At 67.8% G+C, this 19,538-nt stretch carries 18 protein-coding genes; 9 read left to right on the forward strand and 9 right to left on the reverse strand.

The genetic code is table 11. The features are described from left to right. Window positions 1-115: 115 nt before the first annotated feature. The 3 genes from argC to FBZ87_RS04400 all read left to right on the forward strand — a co-directional run bounded on the left by argC (window position 116) and on the right by FBZ87_RS04400 (window position 2,308). Window positions 116-1,159: an N-acetyl-gamma-glutamyl-phosphate reductase gene (gene argC, locus FBZ87_RS04390; protein ID WP_145609161.1), complete on the forward strand. Its 1,044-nt coding sequence runs from the start codon at window positions 116-118 to the stop codon at window positions 1,157-1,159. Window positions 1,160-1,370: 211 nt separating this feature from the next. Then, a complete protein-coding gene (locus FBZ87_RS04395) occupies window positions 1,371-1,922 on the forward strand; it encodes a gamma carbonic anhydrase family protein (RefSeq protein WP_145609162.1) in 552 nt (183 codons plus the stop codon). 161 nt (window positions 1,923-2,083) lie between these two features. Next, window positions 2,084-2,308 (forward strand): hypothetical protein, encoded by a 225-nt coding sequence (locus FBZ87_RS04400; RefSeq protein WP_145609163.1) that lies wholly within the window; start codon window positions 2,084-2,086, stop codon window positions 2,306-2,308. 50 nt (window positions 2,309-2,358) lie between these two features. Here FBZ87_RS04400 and FBZ87_RS04405 read toward each other — a convergent pair whose 3' ends face one another. Beyond that, a complete protein-coding gene (locus tag FBZ87_RS04405; protein ID WP_145609164.1) occupies window positions 2,359-3,285 on the reverse strand; it encodes a LysR family transcriptional regulator in 927 nt (308 codons plus the stop codon). A gap of 123 nt (window positions 3,286-3,408) precedes the next feature. Here FBZ87_RS04405 and FBZ87_RS04410 point away from each other — a divergent pair, with 123 nt between their 5' ends. After that, the gene (locus FBZ87_RS04410) at window positions 3,409-4,227 is read left to right on the forward strand and encodes an alpha/beta fold hydrolase (protein WP_145609165.1); all 819 of its coding nucleotides are present in this window, start codon (window positions 3,409-3,411) and stop codon (window positions 4,225-4,227) included. 147 nt (window positions 4,228-4,374) lie between these two features. Here FBZ87_RS04410 and FBZ87_RS04415 read toward each other — a convergent pair whose 3' ends face one another. The 4 genes from FBZ87_RS04415 to FBZ87_RS04430 all read right to left on the reverse strand — a co-directional run bounded on the left by FBZ87_RS04415 (window position 4,375) and on the right by FBZ87_RS04430 (window position 8,924). Further along, window positions 4,375-5,145: an Hpt domain-containing protein gene (locus FBZ87_RS04415; RefSeq protein WP_145609166.1), complete on the reverse strand. Its 771-nt coding sequence runs from the start codon at window positions 5,143-5,145 to the stop codon at window positions 4,375-4,377. 154 nt (window positions 5,146-5,299) lie between these two features. Beyond that, a complete protein-coding gene (gene hemA, locus FBZ87_RS04420) occupies window positions 5,300-6,517 on the reverse strand; it encodes a 5-aminolevulinate synthase (protein WP_145609167.1) in 1,218 nt (405 codons plus the stop codon). Between the two features lie 353 nt (window positions 6,518-6,870). After that, window positions 6,871-8,418: an aminotransferase-like domain-containing protein gene (locus FBZ87_RS04425; RefSeq protein ID WP_145609168.1), complete on the reverse strand. Its 1,548-nt coding sequence runs from the start codon at window positions 8,416-8,418 to the stop codon at window positions 6,871-6,873. A 239-nt stretch (window positions 8,419-8,657) separates the two neighbouring features. Next, a complete protein-coding gene (locus FBZ87_RS04430) occupies window positions 8,658-8,924 on the reverse strand; it encodes a hypothetical protein (RefSeq protein WP_145609169.1) in 267 nt (88 codons plus the stop codon). A 320-nt stretch (window positions 8,925-9,244) separates the two neighbouring features. Between FBZ87_RS04430 and FBZ87_RS04435 the strand changes: the two genes are divergently transcribed. The 4 genes from FBZ87_RS04435 to FBZ87_RS04450 all read left to right on the forward strand — a co-directional run bounded on the left by FBZ87_RS04435 (window position 9,245) and on the right by FBZ87_RS04450 (window position 13,295). Continuing rightward, entirely contained in the window at window positions 9,245-9,961 is a 717-nt protein-coding gene (locus FBZ87_RS04435) for a response regulator (RefSeq protein ID WP_145609170.1), read from the forward strand. Continuing rightward, window positions 9,958-11,277 carry an ATP-binding protein gene (locus FBZ87_RS04440; RefSeq protein ID WP_145609171.1) on the forward strand — a complete coding sequence of 440 codons (1,320 nt, stop codon included), beginning with the start codon at window positions 9,958-9,960 and terminating at the stop codon, window positions 11,275-11,277. The genes FBZ87_RS04435 and FBZ87_RS04440 overlap by 4 nt, the downstream gene beginning before the upstream one ends. Window positions 11,278-11,511: 234 nt before the next feature. Continuing rightward, window positions 11,512-12,690 carry a M20 aminoacylase family protein gene (locus FBZ87_RS04445; RefSeq protein WP_145609172.1) on the forward strand — a complete coding sequence of 393 codons (1,179 nt, stop codon included), beginning with the start codon at window positions 11,512-11,514 and terminating at the stop codon, window positions 12,688-12,690. A 137-nt stretch (window positions 12,691-12,827) separates the two neighbouring features. Continuing rightward, window positions 12,828-13,295 carry a hypothetical protein gene (locus tag FBZ87_RS04450; protein ID WP_145609173.1) on the forward strand — a complete coding sequence of 156 codons (468 nt, stop codon included), beginning with the start codon at window positions 12,828-12,830 and terminating at the stop codon, window positions 13,293-13,295. Window positions 13,296-13,434: 139 nt separating this feature from the next. Here FBZ87_RS04450 and FBZ87_RS04455 read toward each other — a convergent pair whose 3' ends face one another. Continuing rightward, window positions 13,435-15,336 (reverse strand): polysaccharide biosynthesis protein, encoded by a 1,902-nt coding sequence (locus tag FBZ87_RS04455; RefSeq protein ID WP_246134235.1) that lies wholly within the window; start codon window positions 15,334-15,336, stop codon window positions 13,435-13,437. Between the two features lie 452 nt (window positions 15,337-15,788). Continuing rightward, the gene (locus FBZ87_RS04460) at window positions 15,789-16,133 is read right to left on the reverse strand and encodes a hypothetical protein (RefSeq protein ID WP_145609175.1); all 345 of its coding nucleotides are present in this window, start codon (window positions 16,131-16,133) and stop codon (window positions 15,789-15,791) included. Window positions 16,134-16,528: 395 nt separating this feature from the next. On the opposite strand from FBZ87_RS04460, the gene FBZ87_RS04465 reads away from it, so the two are divergent. Continuing rightward, on the forward strand, window positions 16,529-17,332 hold the full coding sequence (locus FBZ87_RS04465; protein WP_088871697.1) for a BglII/BstYI family type II restriction endonuclease: 804 nt from the start codon (window positions 16,529-16,531) through the stop codon (window positions 17,330-17,332). A gap of 121 nt (window positions 17,333-17,453) precedes the next feature. On the opposite strand, the gene FBZ87_RS04470 is transcribed toward FBZ87_RS04465, so the two are convergent. Together FBZ87_RS04470 and FBZ87_RS04475 are read right to left on the reverse strand one after the other, a co-directional pair. Then, the gene (locus FBZ87_RS04470) at window positions 17,454-18,725 is read right to left on the reverse strand and encodes an NAD(P)/FAD-dependent oxidoreductase (RefSeq protein WP_145609176.1); all 1,272 of its coding nucleotides are present in this window, start codon (window positions 18,723-18,725) and stop codon (window positions 17,454-17,456) included. Window position 18,726: 1 nt separating this feature from the next. Then, complete coding sequence (locus FBZ87_RS04475) at window positions 18,727-19,440, reverse strand: phosphatase PAP2 family protein (RefSeq protein WP_145609177.1); 714 nt, start codon at window positions 19,438-19,440, stop codon at window positions 18,727-18,729. Between the last annotated feature and the right edge of the window lie 98 nt (window positions 19,441-19,538).

Below are 19,538 nucleotides of genomic sequence, written 5' to 3' on the forward strand. Positions count from 1 at the left end.
GAGGGGACGAGGTGGCCTTAGCCATGCGTCCCCCTTGGTTGCAGTATCGGGCCCGATTGATTATGTGGCCTCACAACCACCATCCCATCCGTCCGCATCCAGGAGATCACATCCCATGTCCACCGCCCTGCGCGTCGCCATCCTCGGTGCCTCCGGTTACACCGGCGCCGAACTGGTCCGCCTGCTGGTCCGTCATCCCGACGTCCGCCTGGTGGCCCTGACGGCGGAGCGACAGGCCGGCAAGCCCCTGGCCGAGGTCTTCCCGCACCTGGGCGGATATGATCTGCCGGACCTGGTGAAGATCGACCAGGTGGACTGGGACGGCGTCGATTTCGTCTTCTGCGCCCTGCCGCACGGCACGACGCAGGAGGTCATCGCCAGCCTGCCGCCGCGGTTGAAGGTGGTGGATCTGTCCGCCGACTTCCGCCTGCACGATGTCGACACCTACGCCACCTGGTACGGCCACGCCCACAAGGCGCCGGAGCTGCAGGCCGAGGCCGTCTACGGCCTGGTGGAGGCCAACCGCGCGGCGGTGAAGGCCGCCCGCCTGGTGGCCAACCCCGGCTGCTACCCGACGGCGTCGCAGCTGCCGCTGCTGCCGCTGCTGCGCCAGGGCCTGATCCAGGCCGATGACATCATCATCGATGCCAAGTCGGGCGTGTCCGGCGCCGGCCGTGACGCCAAGCAGGCCAACCTGTATGGCGAGGTGGCGGAGGGCGTGCACGCCTATGGCGTCGCCGGCCACCGCCATGCGCCGGAGATTGAGCAGGGTGTCAGCGAGGCCGTCGGCAGGCCGGTGGTGCTGAACTTCACGCCCCACCTGATGCCCATGAGCCGCGGCATCCATGCCAGCATCTATGTGAAGCTGGCGCCGGGCAAGACGGCCGATGACCTGCGCGCCGCCCTGGTGGACGCCTATAAGGGCGAAACCTTCATGCGCGTGCTGCCCGCCGGCGTGGCGCCGCAGACCCGCCACGTGAAGGGCAGCAACCACTGCCTGATCGGCGTCTTCCCCGACCGCGTGCCGGGCCGCGCCATTCTGCTGTCGGTCATCGACAATCTGGTGAAGGGCGCCTCGGGCCAGGCCATCCAGAACATGAACCTGATGATGGGCTATCCCGAGGATCGCGGCCTGGAGCAGGCGCCCCTGTTTCCGTGATTGGGTTCCCGTGATCGGGAAGCCGCCTTATGTATGGGGCCCGGGTGTCAAGCGCGGGCCTCTTTCCCTTGCGCAACACCAAGACCATCATGCGTCGCATGATGGTTAGGATGCGACTGCGTCCGCCGGAGATTGCCGGGGAGCGTAGCGGACCGGAAATTGAGGAAGCCAAGGCCACGGGTGTGGCCGCCCGGCGCATGAGGGAGAAAAAATGACCAATGCCAGCGAGGCCCTCACGACCGTGCGGCCCACGGTGCTGCCCTACAAGGGCGTCCTGCCCCGTATCCACCCCAGCGCCTTCCTGGCGAATGCCATCGTTATCGGCGATGTGGAGATCGGGGAGGAGGCCAGCCTCTGGTACAACGTGGTTGTGCGCGGAGACGTGAACCAGATCCGCATCGGCAAGCGGACCAACATCCAGGACGGCACCACCGTTCACTGCACGCATGAGCGCTTCACCACGGTCATCGGCGACAATGTGACGATCGGGCACATGGCGCTGCTGCACGGCTGCGTCATCGAGGATGGCGCCTTCATCGGCATGAAGGCCTGCGTCATGGATGGCGCCGTGGTGGAAAGCGGCGCCATGGTCGCCGCCGGCGCCCTGGTGACCCCGGGCAAGCGGGTCAAGGCGGGGGAGCTTTGGGGCGGCAGCCCGGCGCGCCTGCTGCGCCCCCTGACGGAGCAGGACAAGGCCACGCTGCCCCTGACCGCGCCGCATTACGTCCGTCTCTCCCGGCAGTACCTCGACGAGATAGGGTGAGCCGGGATGGGTTGCCGGACGGGCTGATTTGAGTCATGGTCAGCCGGGTCGCGCGTTGCATAATGGGAGGCGCGCTGATCATTTCGCGTGGGGACGCGGCATCGATAAGCCGTCTGGGCGTCCCCCGCGCATCACTTACGTGACCTGGTGGAGGGCTCTCCATGACCAAGCCGTCACTACGAACCGATCATACCAAACGCCGTTTTCGTGCCACCGCTGCCCGCCAGGGGCGCCTGCTGGCCAAGTTGCGGCGCCCACACTGCCTATCGGCCATGGAGGCGAGCGAACAGGCCTTCCGCGCGGCCGGCGCGCTGGCGCTGGCGGAGGCTGTGTTCGGCGACCGAGGCAAGGCGCTGGCCTGGTTGCGCGCCGCCGGCTCTCCATGACAGGCGCCGCCGGATAACATCGCCTGCCGGATACCGCTGGGCGCGTCGGGTCACGACGGCGCTTCGGCGTAGCGGATGATGCTCTGATTTTGGACGCTTGCGATCAGTTCGTCCGTACGGGCCAGAAGCTGCCGCAGCAGGCGCGAAGGATTGGCCTGGTTGTAGCCCAGGGTCAGGTCGACGGTCGGGGGCACGCCCTCCAGCGCCCTGGCCACGACGTTCGGCGTCAGTATGTTTTGCGCATACAGCGGCACCAGCGTGATGCCGCCCGTGGACGCGACCAGCGACATTGCCGACGATATGTTCTCGCCTTCGTACTTCGCCTTGAGCGTGATGCCAATCTTCGTGGCGTAGTCCTGGATCACCGACTGCAGGACCGGCGAGGTTCTGGCCGAACTGACATAGATTTCACCGGCAAGGTCCTGCGGCTGAATCTTCCTAAGGGAGGCCAGGCGATGGCCCGCCGGCAGCACGGCAATCACAGGCTCCTTCGCCAGCAATTTGAAGGATAGGCCCACGCTCTGGGCCTCGGGGCGGAGGAAGGCGACGTCCAGCCTGCCACGCATCAGGGCGAGGGCGAGATCTGGGGACGAGAGGCTGCTCAGGGTGATTTCAACCTCCGGCGCTTCCTCGCGGATGATGCGCAGCAGATGAGGGAGCCACGTGACCTCAAGCCCCACCATGAAGCCGATGGTGAGCATCGGCCTTTCCGGCTGTGCCATCCGGCGGGCGGCATCGGTCGCTGCCTCGACCTGCAGCAGCGCCAGCCGCGCGTGGTCAAGAAAAACGCGCCCTGCGGGGGTCAGTGTCACGCCGCGGGCCTGCCGCTCCAGCAGCGTCACGCCGACTTCCGCTTCCAGGTCGCGAATTTGCCGGCTCAGAGAGGGCTGCGAGGTGTTCAGCCGCCGTTGGGCGGCGGTCAGCAGGCCGCCTTCCTCCGCAACGGCGACGAAATACCGGAGATGCCGCAGTTCCATCGAACCCCTCGTTATGCTTTTGAGGCATAGCTTGAACGTACAAGGTCTTTGTCGGCGGCAGAAGGGCCATTTACGCTCGCCCCGAAGTCTGAACCCGCACTGTGATTGAGACGGAGCGACGTGATGCCGACCATTACCACGACGGACAACGTAACCCTCTTCTACAAGGATTGGGGTTCAGGCCAGCCGATCGTTTTCAGCCACGGCTGGCCGCTTACGGCGGACGACTGGGACGCCCAGATGACCTTCTTCCTTCGCCACGGCTACCGGGTGATCGCTCACGACCGGCGTGGCCACGGCCGGTCCGACCAGCCGAGCACCGGCAACGACATGGACCACTGGGTTGCCGACCTCGCGGCCCTGACCGAGCACCTGGAGCTGCGCGATGCGGTCCATATCGGGCACTCCACAGGTGGCGGTGAGGTGGCTCGCTATGTGGCCCGCCACCCGGAGCGCGTCGCGAAGGCGGTACTGGTCGCTTCCCTGACGCCGAACATGTATCGGAGCGAGGACAACCCGTCCGGTCAGCCGCCGGAGTGGTTCGAAGCGATCCGCGCGGGTGTGCTGGGCAACCGATCGCAGTTCTACCGGTTCGTTCCAGAGAATCCGTTCTACGGCTACAACCTTGATGGGGCCGAGCCCTCGGAGGCGATCATCGCGAACTGGTGGCGTCAGGGCATGGCCGGCGGTGCGCTGGCCCACTACGCGACTGTCGACACGTGGCTGGAAGATTACAGCGAAGACCTCAAGAAGATTACGGTGCCGGTGCTGGTGATGCATGGCGAGGCCGATCAAGTCGTCCCCTTCGCCAGCTCCGTGCCGCGCGCGGTCGATCTGCTCAAGAATGGGTCGCTGAAGACCTATCCGGGCTACCCGCATGGCATGCTGACCACGCATGCGGATGTCCTCAACCCCGACCTGCTCTCATTCATCAGGTCTTGACGGCACCGGCCACGGCTGAAAAGGGCTGAGGAAGGTTGCCGATGATCACCCGGGGATGAATCATGCCGGGCTTCGGCCGGTGCGAAGAGGCGATTGGTGGCAAGGCCTCTTCACACCGGCGCAGGCCGCCTGCGGGTTGGAACTGCCTCAGCCCAGGTTGAAATGGGTGATGGCGGCGGCGATGTCGTCGCCAAAGCTAGGGCCCAGCCGCACGGTCGCCACCTCGCCGGGCACGCCCTTCAGGCTGGCGGCGTCCAGGCTGGTCAGCAGCGCCATGGGCACGCTTTCGGTCAGGGAGATGGCCTTCAGCGCGCGGATCAGGTCCACTCCGCCGAGGCCGTCCATGACGGCGGACGCGATGATCATGTCCGGCGGTACGCGCACGGCCACGGCCAGCGCCTCGATGGGATCGGCCAGGGTGTTGACCTTGAAGCCGCAGGCCGCCAATTCCGCCGCCACCCGGCGGGCCACGATCTTGTTGGGACTGACCAGCATGATGTCGACGTCGTGGACTTCCACGTCGGCAATGTCGAACTCATAGCGCGAGGGCAGGGCGCGGATGACGGCGTTGGTGGCCGCCAGGTCCGGCGTGTCGTCCCGGTCCGCGGCCTCGGCGATGCGATCGGCGAACGTGTGCAGGTCGACGATCTGGCTTTCCGTCAGATCCTTCAGGCCCGTCAGGTAGGCCTCCAGACGCTGGGCGATCAGGCTGACCAGGGGGAAGCCGAAGGAGGTGCCGGAACCACGCAGGCTGTGGGCGTCGCGGCGGATGGCCAGCAGGCCGTCGGCGGTGGGGATGCGCCCCAGCGACACCGCCTTCAGCGTCTCATACAGCGCGCCCAGGCGATCATGGACGTCGTCGCGGAACTCGACCTTGAGCTGTTCAACAAGATCGTCGAAATCGGTCTGCTCAACCATGGCGCCCCTCAAACATATCCCGTGGATCTAGCCCGCGGGTGCGCCGGAGCGCAAGACGCGGACCGTCGCGGCGCTCCAGTGCATTGGTATCGGTTGGTGGTGCTTCAATGAAAAAGGCCGCCCGGGGTGGGCGGCCTTTCATCAGGTGACGGCCTCAGGCCGCTTTGCGCAGTTCCAGCCTGCTCCACACGTCCAGCAAGGCATCCACCAGGCGGGCCATGTGATGGTCGTCGTGGAAGGGCGTGGGCGTGATGCGCAGCCGTTCCGTGCCCCTGGGCACGGTGGGGTAATTGATGGGCTGGACATAGATGTCGTGCTTGGTCAGCAGATCGTCGCTGGCCTGCTTGCACAGGCGCGGATCGCCCACCAGCACCGGCACGATGTGGCTGACAGATGGCATGACCGGCAGCCCGGCCTCCGTCAGCAGACGCTTCAGCGTGGCCGCCCGTTCCTGATGCAGCACGCGCAGCTCGTCATGCTCCTTCAGGTAGCGGACGGAGGCGGCGGCGCCGGCGGCGATGACCGGGGCGATGGAGGTGGTGAAGATGAAGCTGGAGGCGAAGCTGCGCACGCAGTCGACCAGGGCGGCCGAACCGGTGATGTAGCCGCCCATCAGGCCAAATGCCTTGCCCAGCGTGCCCTCGATGACCGTCAACCGGTCCAGCACGCCGTCACGCTCCGCCACGCCGGCACCCCGGGCGCCGTACATGCCCACGGCATGGACCTCATCCAGATAGGTCATGGCGCCGTGCTTGTCCGCCACGTCGCAGATCTCGGCGATGGGGGCGATGTCGCCGTCCATGCTGTAGACGCTTTCGAACGCCACCAGCTTGGGGCGGTCGGCCGGGTATCGGCTCAGCAACTGGTCCAGATGCTCGGGGTCGTTGTGGCGGAAAATATGCTTCTCAGCACCACTGTGCCGGATGCCCTCGATCATCGAGGCATGGTTCAGCGCGTCGGAGAAGACGACGCAATTGGGCAACAGCTTGGGCAGCGTCGACAGCGACGCCTCATTGGAGATGTAGCCCGAGGTGAACAGCAGCGCCGCTTCCTTGCGGTGCAGGTCCGCCAGCTCCCGCTCCAGCAGCACGTGGTAGTGGTTGGTGCCGGAGATGTTGCGGGTGCCGCCGGCGCCGGCGCCGGACTTGGCCAGCGCCTCGCGCATGGCCGCCAGCACCACCGGGTTCTGGCCCTGGCCCAGATAGTCGTTGCTGCACCACACGGTCACGTCGCGCGGCGGCTCATCCGGGGAAGGGTAGTAGGAGGCGATCGGAAACTCACCCACGCGGCGTTCCAGATCGGCGAACACGCGATAGCGGCCCTCGCGGCGAAGGCCATCGATCTGGGAGCGGAAAAAGGCTTCGTAATCCATCTGTCCGATGGCTCCTTCGTGGAGCGGTCCTCTAATCCTAGAAGACCGGCGGCAAGCTACCGGTCGACACGACAACCATCACCGACCAAGTGCTCACTGTCCTCATAGTGGGCAGCGAAATCACCGCTGGCAAGTGCCGGCAGGCCGCGACCGAGCAGAAGTACCATGCCAGTGGACCGGGGCCATCAGCTTTGATGTTGATCAATTCGGCGGGCAAATGGACCTTAACCCCGAAAGCCCGGGGTGAAAAGCCCGGATCCGCTGGACAAATTGCCCAAGCGGTCCGTCTTTGGTCGAACACGGCCTTTTGAGCGGGCGCAACGATATTTTCCATGGACCGGGATGATGGGTAATCAATAGGCGCAGGCGGTACCGCTGGCATGCGCCTCCAGCGTCTCGGCCAGGCGCTGCGCCGCCTTCAGGATCAGGGGTGGGGGGAAGGCGGCATAGCCCAGCACCAGGCCCTGGGTGCCGCCCCGGCCGGCGTGGAAGCTGCTGAGCGGCGTCACGTCAATGGACCGCGCGCGCGCCGCCTGGCGCAGGGCGATGTCGGGGGCCAGGGTGGGGGAAATGCCGGGTACCGTCTTCAGGGCCAGTCCGTCGGCCAGCTTGGCCGCCATCTGCAGCCCGGCCGCCGCCGGCGTCAGGGTCAGCGCGCCGGCCCACAGGCGGCGGGCGGCATCGATCAGCGTCTCGCGCCGTTCCTGGTAGGTCAGGCGAGAGCGGCGCAGGTGGGAGGCAAGGTGCCCTTCGTCGATGAACTCCGCCAGCGCGCTCTGCTCCACCACGGGGGCGTGCAACTCGAACAGGGCGCGCATCTCCAGCGCCCGGTCCAGCAGGTGGTCCGGCACCACGAGATAGGCGATGCGCAGGCCGGGGTAGAGAATACGCTCGAACCCGCCGACATGCAGCACGCGGCCGCCCCGCTGGGCGGCCCGGTCCCCCAGGTGGGCCCCGGGGCGATCCCCCAAGCGGTCAAGGCTCATGAGGGTGGCCGGCGGGCGGGTTTCGAAGGTGAAGCCGCCGTCGCCGTCATCCTCGATCACGTGGGCGTCGGCGCGCGCGGCCCAGTCCAGCAGGGCTTGGCGGCGTTCCAGGCTCATGACCGTGCCCAGCGGCATCTGGCAGTTGGCGGTGACCACGGCCAGCCGGGCATCCGGCGCCAGGGCCGCGCCTTTGGCGGGATCCAGCCCGTCGGCATCGGCTGGAACGGGTACGGGCGTCATGCCCAGGCGTCGCACCAGGGCTTGCGTCAGGGGGCAGCCGGGATCCTCCGTCCACACCCGGTCGCCCGGGCTGGCGGCCAGGCCCACCGCCAGGTCCAGGGCGGCGGCGCGGCCGGGCAGGATCAGGATCTGGTCGGGATGGCAGCGCAGGCCACGGCTGGCCTCCAGGAAGCTGGCCAGCGCCACGCGCAAGGGGCGCCAGCCGGGGGCGCTGTCCCGCTCCAGCGCGCGGGCCGAGAGGCTGCGCCAGGAACGGCTGAGCACTCGGCGCCAGGCCTCGATGTCCAGCTGGTCACCGGCGGCGATGCCGGGACGGAAAGGCAGGGTGGGCGACGGCAGGGCCGTTTCCGCCGGCCCCGGGCCCTGGGCGCGCGGCGCCGGGGCCCGAACCTCGGCCGGGGCGTAGTCGGGGGGCAGGTTTTCCACCACGAAGGTGCCGGATCCCACGCGGGATTCCAGGTAGCCCTCGGCCGTTAGGCGCTCGATTGCCGCCACGGCGGTGTTGCGCGACAGGCCCATGTCGCGGGCCAGGGTGCGGGTGGAGGGCAGGCGCTCGCCGGGCGCCACCACGCCGGTGGCGATGGCATGGCGCAGGCGGTCGAACAGGCGCTGTTGCAGGGAGCCGCCTTCACCGCCGTCCGTCAGCGTGAGCAGGGGCCCGCGTCGGCTTTTCATGGGGCGTCTCCGAGGGGGGAGCAGGGCGGCCGGAACTGTCGGCCGAAGGGAAGCCGGCGGACGGCGCTACGCGCTCGCCGTCCGCCGGGTGCGATCGGGGATGGCCACACGACCATCAGGCCATCCCGTTTCGAACCGGTGGCGGGGAAGGGGCGCCACCACCACCGGTCTCGCATCGGTGCGGAGGGGCCGCCAGGCGGCCCACGATTCCCCGTCGGGGCTCCGCGGAAGGGGAAGGGTTAGCGGTCCAGTACCTTGCCGCTGGTGGCGTCGACGCGGAAGGACTTCAGCGGAATGCCCTCGGCGGTGACGACGGGGACGTTGTAGTACTCGTCCTTGCGGGTGGCACTGCCGACACGCAGGTTGGCCTTGTCGTGGGCCTGCAGATAAGCCTGGACAGCCTTGCGGGCGTCAGAGCTGCTGACCATCGCGTCGTCGGCGAAGGCCGGGGCGGCGGCGCCCACCAGCAGGGCGGTGGCGGTCATCAGGGCGGCGAAACGGTTCATGGTGGTTCTCCTCGGGTGGGGGCTTTTAGCGGGCCGCCGGGTGGGTTTGGCTGAAGTTTGGCCCCCGGGGCCTCAGGCTTTCCTGTTTTCGTTGACGGTCCCATCTGACCATGGCCCTGTTTCGCCGAGATTTCCGCCAGGCCGGTCGAATGAAACAGTGCGTAACCGGCCTTGCGGGCATTTACAGTGTCGTTACAACATCCCCGTCGGACGCGACGGAGATTGCCGGTACAGTTGTCCATGCTCGGATACGCCCTTTGGGAAGCGCCTTGTGAGGCGTTGTCCGGCGGGCGGGTTCGGGCCCGCATATGGGACGAGAGATGTCTGAGAACATTCATCTGCTGGTGGTCGACGACGACCGGGAAATCCGCGACCTGCTGACCCGCTACCTGACCCGCCACGGCTACCGCGTCACCGCCGCTCGCGACGGACAGGAAATGCGCAAGTTCCTGGCCGACCGGAACATCGACCTGATCGTCCTTGACCTGATGCTGCCCGGCGAGGACGGCCTGGCCCTCTGTCGCGCCATCCGCGCGGAATCCGGCCCGCCGGTGGTCATGCTGTCGGCCATGGGCGAGGACGCCGACCGCATCCTGGGCCTGGAGATTGGGGCCGACGACTACCTGCCCAAACCCTTCAACCCGCGCGAGCTGGTGGCGCGCATCAAGGCCGTGCTGCGCCGGTCGCAGGCGGCCAACGTGGGCGGCAGCCCGGCGGCGGGCGCCTTCAGCTTCGCCGGCTACATGCTGGACCCCGCCCAGCGCCGCCTCAGCGCCGCCTCGGGCGAGGAGATCGCGCTGACGGCCGGGGAATATGAGCTGCTGCTGGCCCTGGTGCAGCGGCCCCGCCGCGTGCTGTCGCGCGACGACCTGCTGGAAATCACCCGCGGCCGCGCCGCCGGCCCCTTCGACAGGTCCATCGACGTGCAGATCAGCCGCCTGCGCCGCAAGATCGAGACCGACCCCGCCGACCCCGCCATCATCAAGACGGTGCGATCCGGCGGCTATATCTTCTCCGCCGAGGTCGGCACGCCATGAGGGCCGTCACCGACCGCATGTCGTATTCCATCTTCGCCGTGCTGGTTGGCGGCATCCTGCTGAGCCAGGCCATCGCGCTGGGGCTTTACCGCACCGATCGGGCCGAGGCCGTGGCCGCGGCGCAGAGCGGGCAGCTGGCCGGGTGTCTCGCCAGCATTGCCGGCGTGGTGGACCACCAGCCGGCCGACATCCGTGACAAGATGCTGGCAGGCCTGCGCGACGGCAATTTCAAGGTCAACGTCGCCGGCACCACCCAGGACGTGTCGCTGGACGTGTATGAGAAGCCCAAGGTGAATCCACCCGGCCCCCATCACACGGACATGATCGCCCTGCCGCCCTTCGGCACGATCACCACCCCCCCGCCGGAGCCCAAGTACGTCATGGCCAGCCACCAGCTGGCCGATGGCAGCTGGCTGAACGTGCACATCCCCATGGCCGGGGCCGACGCCCTGTCGGAACCGGGGTTCCTGGCCTCGCTGGCGGGCAGCGCCGCCGTGGCCATCCTGCTGTCCGCCTGGGTGCTGGGTTTCACCACCCGTCCCCTGCGCCGCTTCGCAGCGGCCGCCGACCGGCTGGGCGTGGACATGAACGCCCCCTCGCTGGATGAGACCGGCCCGCGTGAGGTGCGGCTGGCCGCCGCCGCCTTCAACAAGATGCAGCGCCGACTGCGCGCCTTCGTGGAGGATCGCACGCGCATGCTGGCCGCCGTGTCGCACGACCTGCGCACGCCGCTGACCCGCATGCGCCTGCGGGCCGAGTTCGTGGACGACGACGGCGTGCGCGAGAAGATGCTGGAAGATCTGGGCGAGATGGAGTCGATGATCGGCGCCACGCTGGCCTTCGCCCGGGACGAAGCGGCGCAGGAAACGCTGGAGCCCCTGGACCTCAACCTGCTGCTGTCGCGTGCGGCGGAGGATTATCGGGACGCCGGCAAGCCCGTGGGCTTCAGTCCGGCGCCGGGCCCGGTGCGGGTGGTCGGACGGCGCACGGCGCTGAAACGCGCCTTCACCAACGTGGTGGAAAACGCCCTGAAATACGGTATCAGCGCCGACGTGGCCGTGGCCGTGCAGGGTGAGACGGTGGCCGTCTCCGTCACCGACCAGGGGCCGGGCATCCCGGAGGCGGAGTGGGACAACGTCTTCCGTCCTTTCTACAGGCTGGAGGCCTCACGCTCCCGCGACACCGGCGGCACCGGCTTGGGCCTGTCGGTCGCCAACGACGTGGTGCGTGCGCACGGCGGTGAAATCCGCCTGGAGAACCGGGCGGAGGGCGGCCTCAAGGTCATCCTGCACCTGCCGCTGGAGGCGGCGCGATAAAACCGCACAGGCGCCGGTGCGGGTTACGTCTTCCCACAGGCTGCGGGCGCCGTTGGGGGCGGCCCACACGGTCGGGGGCGCATGACGGGCGGGTGAAGCCCCTGGCGGTTCCCCCCTGGCCGTGGCTATGATGCGGTGGTCGAACCCGTGCGCTTGGCGCCGTCCCGGTTGGGAAATGCCATCGCCCCGTTTTCCGCAGAGCGCCTCGCCTTCGCGTGCCCTTGAGATTCCGTTATGGCCATTCAGAACCGCATCGCCGATTTCCACGCCGACATGACGGCTTGGCGGCATCACATCCACGAAAACCCTGAGGTGGCGTTTGAAGAGACGCAAACCTCCGCCTTCGTGGCCGAGAAGCTGAGCGAGTTCGGGATCGAGGTGCACCGCGGCCTGGCCGGCACCGGCGTGGTGGGCGTGCTGCAGGGGGAGGGCCGGGACACTGGCAAGACCATCGGCCTGCGCGCCGATATGGACGCCCTGCCCATGCAGGAGGAGAACACCTTCGCCCACGCCTCCAAGGTGGCGGGCAAGATGCACGCCTGTGGCCATGACGGGCACACCACCATGCTGCTGGGCGCCGCCCGCTATCTCGCCGAGACACGCAACTTCTCCGGCACCGTGAACTTCATCTTCCAGCCGGCCGAGGAAGGGGCTGGCGGCGGTAAGCGCATGGTGGAGGAAGGGCTGTTCGAGCAATTCCCCTGCGACATGGTCTTCGGCATGCACAATTGGCCGGAACTGCCGCCAGGTAAGATGGGTGTGCGCCCCGGGCCGGTCATGGCCGGCGCCGACCGGTTCGAGATCACCATCCAGGGCCGCGGCGGCCATGCCGCCCAGCCGCACCTGGGGGTGGACCCGGTGGTGGTCGCGGCCCAGCTTGTAGTGGCCGCGCAGACCCTGGTCAGCCGCGGCCTTTCGCCCGTGGAGTGCGGCGTGGTCAGCATCACCCGCATCCATGCCGGCACGGCCTTCAACATCATCCCCAACGAGGTGAAGCTGGCCGGCACCGTTCGCGCGCTGACGCCCGAGATACGCCAGCAGCTGGAGGATGGCTTGCGTAATCTGGTGCGGACCCTGCCACCGGTGTTCGGTGCCACGGGTGAGCTGGTTTACCACCTGGGCTATCCGCCTACCATCAACCATGCCGACCCCACGGTCATCGCCGCCGCCGTGGCCGCCAAGGTCGCGGGGGCGGAGAACGTGCTGGGCGACATGGGGCCCAGCATGGGGGCGGAAGACTTCGCCTACATGCTGAACGCCCGCCCCGGCTCCTATGTCTGGCTGGGCCAGGGCGGCAGCGCCCTGGGGTGCTCCCTGCACAACCCGCGCTATGACTTCAACGACGACGTTCTGCCGATGGGCGCCAGCTACTGGGCGACCCTGGTGGAAACCGTTCTGCCCCGGGCGGCATGATCCGGCCCCGGTCCATCCGCCGGGAGGGTTCCCGGGTCGCGGCTTCCGCCCGCTGTGACAGCCGGGCGGGAGATGGATGTCGTGGCCACCGTGCACGGCCGGCGCGCCGTGTGGCTGCGCTGGGGCTGGCTCTGGGTATGAGCGCCGCCTTGACAGGCTGTTCCGGCAGCTTGGCGTGGCTGGGGGGCGAGCCGCCGCCGGACGACAACGCCCTTCCCCCCGCCGTTTCCCCCAGTCTTGTTGGGCGCGGCGAATGGCACGGCGGGCTGAGCCGGGCGCAAAGCACGACATACCTGGTGGCCCGCAACGCCGCCGAATGGCAGTCGCTGTGGGACCTGGTGGGGATGCGTGTCCCCGGCGCTCTGCCGGAACGGCTGATGGCGCTGGGTGTTTTCCTCGGGTCCCGCAACTCATCCGGCGCGGGGGTGGAGGTGGTGAACACCCGCGTGGAACATCGGGATGGCATGCGCGACCGCCTGGTGGTCGAATATCACGAATTCGACCAGTCCTCGCGCAACACCGCCACGGGCAGCTTGACCAGCCCTTACGCCATCGTCCTGGTGGATTGGTCGGACGCGCCGGTGCGTTTCGCCCGGGTGCCTTGACCCTCAGAGATGTCGTTCCCCCAGGCTCCGGCGGCGCCGGTCCGGACCTATGAGGGCCTGCCATCGACTTGTGTTCAACCGAAACAAAAGGCCCGGGAACTTGGCGGTTCCGGGCCTTCGCTTTTCAAGCCTCAGGACGCTACGCTTGATTTGGCAGCACGGTTTCCGAGGGAAGGGGAACCGGATCCAGCTGGCTATAGTCAGGGACGATATGGTGCAGCAGGGCCTGAAGGCGAGCGGCGTCGGCGGTGGCGCAGGCCGCGTCCAGCTCATCCAGCGAGCGGCGCAGGATGGCCAGGTCCACCGCGCGGGGCGAGGCCACCAGCACGCCTTCGGCCGAGGTCTGTTCCGGCGGTTCGGCAGCGGCGAACATCTCTTCATACAGCTTTTCGCCGGGCCGCAGGCCGGTGAAGGTGATCTTGATGTCCTTGTCCGGGCGCAGGCCGGCCAGGCGGATCATCTGCCGGGCCAGGTCGACGATCTTCACCGGCTGGCCCATGTCCAGCACGAAGATGCGGCCACGGTCGTCGCGCCCGGCGTTCATGCCGTAGGCGGAGGCCTGCAGCACCAGTTCCACCGCCTCGCGCACGGTCATGAAGTAGCGGCAGACTTCGGGGTGGGTGACGGTCAGCGGGCCGCCGGCGCGCAGCTGGCGGCTGAACAGCGGCACCACCGATCCGGTGGAGCCCAGCACGTTGCCGAAGCGCACGGTCATGAACCGGGTTTGCCAGCCCTTGCCGGCGCCACTGGACGCCACGATGTCCAGGGCCTGGCAATAGCACTCGGCGATGCGCTTGGTGGCGCCCATGACGTTGGTGGACCGCACCGCCTTGTCCGTCGAGATCAGCACCATCGCGGCGGCACCGGCGGCGATGGCGGCATCGGCGACGTTGCGCGTGCCCATGACGTTAGTCAGCACGCCCTCGACCGGGTTCAGCTCCACCATGGGAACATGCTTCAGGGCGGCGGCGTGGAACACCAGTTCCGGCTTCTCCTCATGGAAGACCTCCATGAGGCGGTTGCGGTCGCGGACGTTGGCCAGCACGGCGCGGCAATCCAGGTCCGGGCAGTTCTCCCGCATCTCCATCTCGATGGAGTAGAGGTTGAACTCGCCATGATCCAGCAGGATCAGACGGCGCGGCTTCAGCTGCGCGATCTGGCGGGTCAGTTCGGAACCGATTGTGCCGCCGGCACCCGTGACCAGCACGGTGCGCCCGGCGACCAGGCCGTCGATGGCACCCTTGTCCAGGGCCACCTGGGGGCGGCCCAACAGGTCCTCAATGACGATGGGGCGCACGGTCATGGGCCCCTCGTTCACGGCGTCGCGGAAGTCGGTGAGGTCGGGCAGGCGGGCCAGAACCAGATTCAGCGCCTCGCACTTTTCCACCAGTGCGCCCAGCCTGGTGCCCGACAGGCGGGCGCGGGGGCGGGTCAGGATCAGGCGGCGCGGGCATTGCCCTCCGGCGGCCAAGTCGCCGACCACGGACGACAGCTCGGCCAGGCGGCCCAGCACCTTCACGCCGTGGATCTCGCGGCCGATGCGGCCGCCCTTGTCGTCCAGGATGCCGACGACGCGATAGGCGGCGTCGCGATCCGTGGCCATGGCGCGAATGAAAATCTCGGCTTCGTCACCGGCGCCGACCAGCAGCACGGGAATGCGGTCGCGGGCGTTGCTTTCCAGAATGCCGGCCAGGCGGCGGTCCTTGGCCAGGCGGTACAGCAGGCGCGGCCCGCCCAGCAGCACCACCAGCACGAACCAGTTGATCAGCGGCACGGAGCGGGGCAGGGCGTCCAGCCGCGTCACCAGGAACATCAGCAGCAGGAAGACCAGGATGGTGGTGGTGACGGCGCGCGCGATGGCCATCAGATCGCGCAACGAGGCGTAGCGCCAAACGCCCGAGTTCATACCGAACAGTCGGTAGGCGGCGGCGGCGATGATGGTGAAGAGTGCCGCGCCGGGAACCAGGGCTTGGGTATAGTGGATGATGCCATCCCCAACCCTCAGGTACAGCGAAACAATAAACGAAATCCCAGCAACCAAAATGTCATGAAAATATGCAAGGAAGCGCCGATCAAAAATAAGCGGCAGCTTGAAGGTTTCTTTTAATTTACGCATGGCTCCAGCCTGCGGTTGATTGTTTATGGGCGATTAACAGAGCGTGACAGGGGCACTGAAATCGCATATCCGAGAATGTATTTCTAAACGCCTGACGCGATCCTGACACTATCCGATACTCTGCTGCAAGTGCGAAAAAGGATTGGCAGGGCATATGCCTACTCCATTAGGCAGGCCGTTTTTCAACGTCCTGAATTGGCCAGCGGCGGCCAGGAGGACATCCGTGGCCAATCCTTGTCAGCGGTACTCCTGAAAGCTTCCGGATGATAGTGGTCAGAAGCATGAAACCATTGGGAATCTAGAGACACGACCGGCGCGGAAAATAGGTCTTTCCGACTAGAAGGGAAGCGATAAGCGGATGGATCTGGGGTGCGTCCTCACGAGCGCAACCACGCGAAAATCCCTTTGCTTTTGGGCTTCGCCGCCGGCGCTTTTCCGCTCGGCCGTTTGGCGCCCGCCGTGGCTGGGGTGGAGGATCCTGGCGTTTTTATGCCGGCGTAGTCACGCTTGAACCGCTCCAGATCCTCGCGCAGGCCGAAACGGAAAGACACGTGCAAGACCTGGGAACGGCGGTTCAGGCCTGGGTCGAGTTTTTCTTCCATGCCCAGAAACTCCACGGCCCAGCGACCCCGAATATTGGCCCGAATCCAGTCTTCCGCCTTGTCCATGTCGCCGGCGGAGTTTAGTTGCAGTGTTGTCGTGAAATCTTGCTCAGCACTCACGCTCGCCTCTCAGGTCATTTCCTGGTTGAACGGATCAGGCATGATCATCCTGGCGTCCTACTCGATCTCGCGATCAGGGACGGTCTGTCGGCCGGGCCGGCGGTCCGGCTCCCCGAGTCGCTAGCGCGACCCCGCTTCGCGGCGCAGACCTTAGACGACCCCTGCCGCGGGCGACTACGCATCTCCCGGACAGCAAGGGACCGGAAGCCGTATGGCCGATGGAGATAGATGCCCTACCGACGTATCCCGGCGACGATAGCTGATGCCTTGGCCAGCGGCCTCCGCTAGCGGCCATTGAACGCGCCAGAGGTGCCTGTGCCGGATCCGGTATCGACAGGGCCATAGGATCGGGTAGGGTCCCCGCCTCGGTTTTCGCCAGCGGACGTTACCTCCAGATGTTCCCTACCTTGCTTCAGCGTGGCTTCCAGGTGGAGTTCCTGTCCCATGCCCGGGCTATCCTGGGCGTCGACTTCCCCGACGCCATGGCCGAGCTGGACGCCGTCATCGGCGCGCTGTCCATCCCCGTCACGGAAATCGTCGGGTCTGGCGGCGGTGAGGCCAAGATCACCCAACGCCTTCGCCGCTCCCTGGCCGAGCATGGATGGGAGAAGGCGCACTTCACCATCGAGAAGCGGGTGAACGGCAAGCGGCGCGAGTCCATCAGCCACGAGGTGGACCATGTGCGCGACGTGCCCGGCGTCGGCGTCATCGCGCTGGAGATCGAGTGGAACAATAAGGACCCGTTCTTCGACCGGGACCTGGAGAACTTCAAGCGACTGCATGCCGAGGGTGTCATCTCCGTCGGCGTCATCGTCACCCGGGGCCGTAGCCTGCAGGATGAGATGGTGCCCATGGTGCGCCGCTTCGCCCAGGGGCGGGGCCTGACCTGCGACGCCGACGTGCTGGCCCTGGGCCTGCGCCCCACCACCCGACAGCAGGATGACGTGGCCCGCCGCATGGCCGGCGGTGCGCCGTCCTTCGCCGAGGCCTGGGCCGCCTCCTTCTGCCAGGACAAGTATGGAGCGGCCACCACCCATTGGCGCAAGCTGGAGGACCGGGTGCACCGGGGCGTGGGCAATCCATGCCCGCTGTTGCTGATCGGCATCCCGGCCGAGGTCGTCACCTTCGACATCCCCCTGTCGGACATGCCCAGGGCGCCGGTCCCGGAACCGGTGGAAGCCGAACTGCCGTTTTTCTGATTCCTCAAGCGCCGGCGGGCCGTCCGGCCCTTGGCTCATCCCCGATTTCCAGTCCGCCTTCGGCTTCCCAGAAATCTCCAGCGCCTGCGGCCGCGGGCTGGTCGCTGCGCTCCGGCTTTTCTCACAGCAGGTCGCGCAGGCGGTACCACAGGCCGGCCAGCACCAGCAGGGGCACGCGCCAAGGGCCGCGCACGAAAGGGTGCTGGGGCAGCCGGGCGAAGACGTCATAGCGCTCAGCCTGGCCCATGATGGCCTCGGCCAGCAAGTGGCCGCAGATGCCGGTGAGGGCGACGCCGTGGCCGCTGTAGCCGTGGGCGTAGTAGGTGGTGGGCGACAGGCGGCCCAACTGGGGCAGGCGGCTGACGGTCATGCCCACGCTGCCGTGCCAGAAATGATCAATGCCCACGTCTTTGAGCTGAGGGAAGCAGTGGACCAGGTCCCGCGCCAGCTTGGGCTTGGCGTCAGGCATCGCCCGGTTGGCGTAGTTGACGCGGCCGCCGAACAGCAGGCGGTGATCGGCGCTGCGACGGAAGTAGTGCAGGCCGACGTTGGTGTCCGACACCGCGTGGTCGCCCGGCAGCAGGGCCGCCGCCCGTTCCGTGCCGAGGGGCTGCGTCGCCAGCATGTAGGTGACGATGGGCACCAGGGTGCGCGTCAGCGGCGGCGCCAGGTCGCCCAGGTAGGCGTTGCCGGCCAGCACCAGGAAGCGGGACCGCACGCGGCCGCGGGGTGTGGTCACCACCGGGGCGGCACCCGTGGTGATGGCCAGGGCTGGTGTGTTCTCGTACAGGCGCGCGCCGGCCTCCCGTGCGGCGCGTCCCAGGCCTTGGGCGTAGGCCAGCGGGTGCAGGTGGCCGCTGCCCATATCCTCCAGCCCGCTATCATAGCGCGGGCTGGCCAGCAGGGCGCGTAGCGCCTCGCCCTCCACCAGGCGTAGGCGGTCATAGCCCACGGCGTCCGCGTCGCGCAGCTGGGCCAGCAAATCCCGGCGGTGGCGGGGCTTGGCGGCGGCGTTGATGTAGCCCCAGCGCAGGGCGCAGGCTATGCCGTGCCGGTCCACCCGCCGCACCAGCAGGGCCTTGGCTTCTTCCGCCAAGGCCCACAGGCGCCGCGCGTCGTCGGCGCCGCCAAGCCGCGCGATGGCGCTGATGGATTTGTTATAGCCGCTGATCAGCTGGCCGCCGTTCCGGCCGGAGGCGCCCCAGCCCACCCGCTCCGCCTCAACCACCACCACGTTGTAGCCGCGTTCCGCCAAGGTCAGGGCGGCGGACAGGCCGGTGTAGCCGGCGCCGACGACACAGACGTCGCAGTCCGTATCGCCCGCCAGCGCTGCAACGGCGGGGCCGGGCGGAGAGGAGTGGACGTACCAGCTGTCCGGCCAGCAGGTGCTCATGTCAGCCGGGCAGCCAGCGGCACCACAGCGCCAGGGTGGCGCGGCGGCTGTAAAGGGCGGCGTGCAGCAGGGCGCTGGTCAGCACCGCCAGCAGGCCGGCGTACAGGACGTCGCTGAAGAAATGGCCGCCCATGCCAATGCGCAGCAGGCCCGCGCCGGCCCCGGCGCCCAGCCCGCCATAGAGCCACAGGCGCTGCCGCCGCCGCGCGGTATAGGCGAAGCTGTGCAGGAAGAAGGCCAGCACCGCGTCCCCCGAGACGAAAGAGCAGTTGCGCCCGCAATTGGCCTTGGGCGCCGGCAGCACCGGCGGGGTATAGGGGGCGGCCCCGCCGAATTCCACCACCTGGACGGGGCGGGCGCGGTGCCAATGATCCTTCAGCACGGCATTGCCCAGGAGGCCGGGCCCGATGGCCAGCGATAGCAGCAGGAAGCCCCAGGCGCGCACGTCCGCCCCCAGCAGGGGCCGGCGACGCCAGGCGGTCCAGGCGGTGCCCAGAACCAGCACGCCGGCCATCACCCGGGCGCCCACCTGCACCGCCTCGTGCAGCAGGTTGGCCACCGGATCCGCCCGCCAGGCGAAGCCCGCCTGCTGCGTCCAGAACCAACCGGCCGCGGCCAGGTCCAGGGTGGGTGAAACCGTCGCGTAGGCCAGCAACGCCGCGAGGCCGATCAACGCCATGAAACTCAGGACGCGGGGAAGGGTTGGGGACGGCATGGCGGCGGGACGATCCGGGAGGATGAGGGGGCGTACCCGTCCGCACATACCATCCGATGGGGGCGCTGTCACCTCGGCATAAGCCGCAAGCGCTAGGG

The sequence above is a fragment of the Nitrospirillum amazonense genome (assembly GCF_007828035.1).
GTDB lineage: Bacteria > Pseudomonadota > Alphaproteobacteria > Azospirillales > Azospirillaceae > Nitrospirillum > Nitrospirillum amazonense.

Excerpts from the sequence above, each read along its gene's own strand:
- argC (WP_145609161.1), top strand. The coding sequence starts at position 116 with ATGTCCACCGCCCTGCGCGTCGCCATCCTCGGTGCCTCCGGTTACACC.
- FBZ87_RS04395 (WP_145609162.1), top strand. The coding sequence starts at position 1,371 with ATGACCAATGCCAGCGAGGCCCTCACGACCGTGCGGCCCACGGTGCTG.
- FBZ87_RS04400 (WP_145609163.1), top strand. The coding sequence starts at position 2,084 with ATGACCAAGCCGTCACTACGAACCGATCATACCAAACGCCGTTTTCGT.
- FBZ87_RS04405 (WP_145609164.1), bottom strand. The coding sequence starts at position 3,285 with ATGGAACTGCGGCATCTCCGGTATTTCGTCGCCGTTGCGGAGGAAGGC.
- FBZ87_RS04410 (WP_145609165.1), top strand. The coding sequence starts at position 3,409 with ATGCCGACCATTACCACGACGGACAACGTAACCCTCTTCTACAAGGAT.
- FBZ87_RS04415 (WP_145609166.1), bottom strand. The coding sequence starts at position 5,145 with ATGGTTGAGCAGACCGATTTCGACGATCTTGTTGAACAGCTCAAGGTC.
- hemA (WP_145609167.1), bottom strand. The coding sequence starts at position 6,517 with ATGGATTACGAAGCCTTTTTCCGCTCCCAGATCGATGGCCTTCGCCGC.
- FBZ87_RS04425 (WP_145609168.1), bottom strand. The coding sequence starts at position 8,418 with ATGAAAAGCCGACGCGGGCCCCTGCTCACGCTGACGGACGGCGGTGAA.
- FBZ87_RS04430 (WP_145609169.1), bottom strand. The coding sequence starts at position 8,924 with ATGAACCGTTTCGCCGCCCTGATGACCGCCACCGCCCTGCTGGTGGGC.
- FBZ87_RS04435 (WP_145609170.1), top strand. The coding sequence starts at position 9,245 with ATGTCTGAGAACATTCATCTGCTGGTGGTCGACGACGACCGGGAAATC.
- FBZ87_RS04440 (WP_145609171.1), top strand. The coding sequence starts at position 9,958 with ATGAGGGCCGTCACCGACCGCATGTCGTATTCCATCTTCGCCGTGCTG.
- FBZ87_RS04445 (WP_145609172.1), top strand. The coding sequence starts at position 11,512 with ATGGCCATTCAGAACCGCATCGCCGATTTCCACGCCGACATGACGGCT.
- FBZ87_RS04450 (WP_145609173.1), top strand. The coding sequence starts at position 12,828 with ATGAGCGCCGCCTTGACAGGCTGTTCCGGCAGCTTGGCGTGGCTGGGG.
- FBZ87_RS04465 (WP_088871697.1), top strand. The coding sequence starts at position 16,529 with ATGTTCCCTACCTTGCTTCAGCGTGGCTTCCAGGTGGAGTTCCTGTCC.
- FBZ87_RS04470 (WP_145609176.1), bottom strand. The coding sequence starts at position 18,725 with ATGAGCACCTGCTGGCCGGACAGCTGGTACGTCCACTCCTCTCCGCCC.
- FBZ87_RS04475 (WP_145609177.1), bottom strand. The coding sequence starts at position 19,440 with ATGCCGTCCCCAACCCTTCCCCGCGTCCTGAGTTTCATGGCGTTGATC.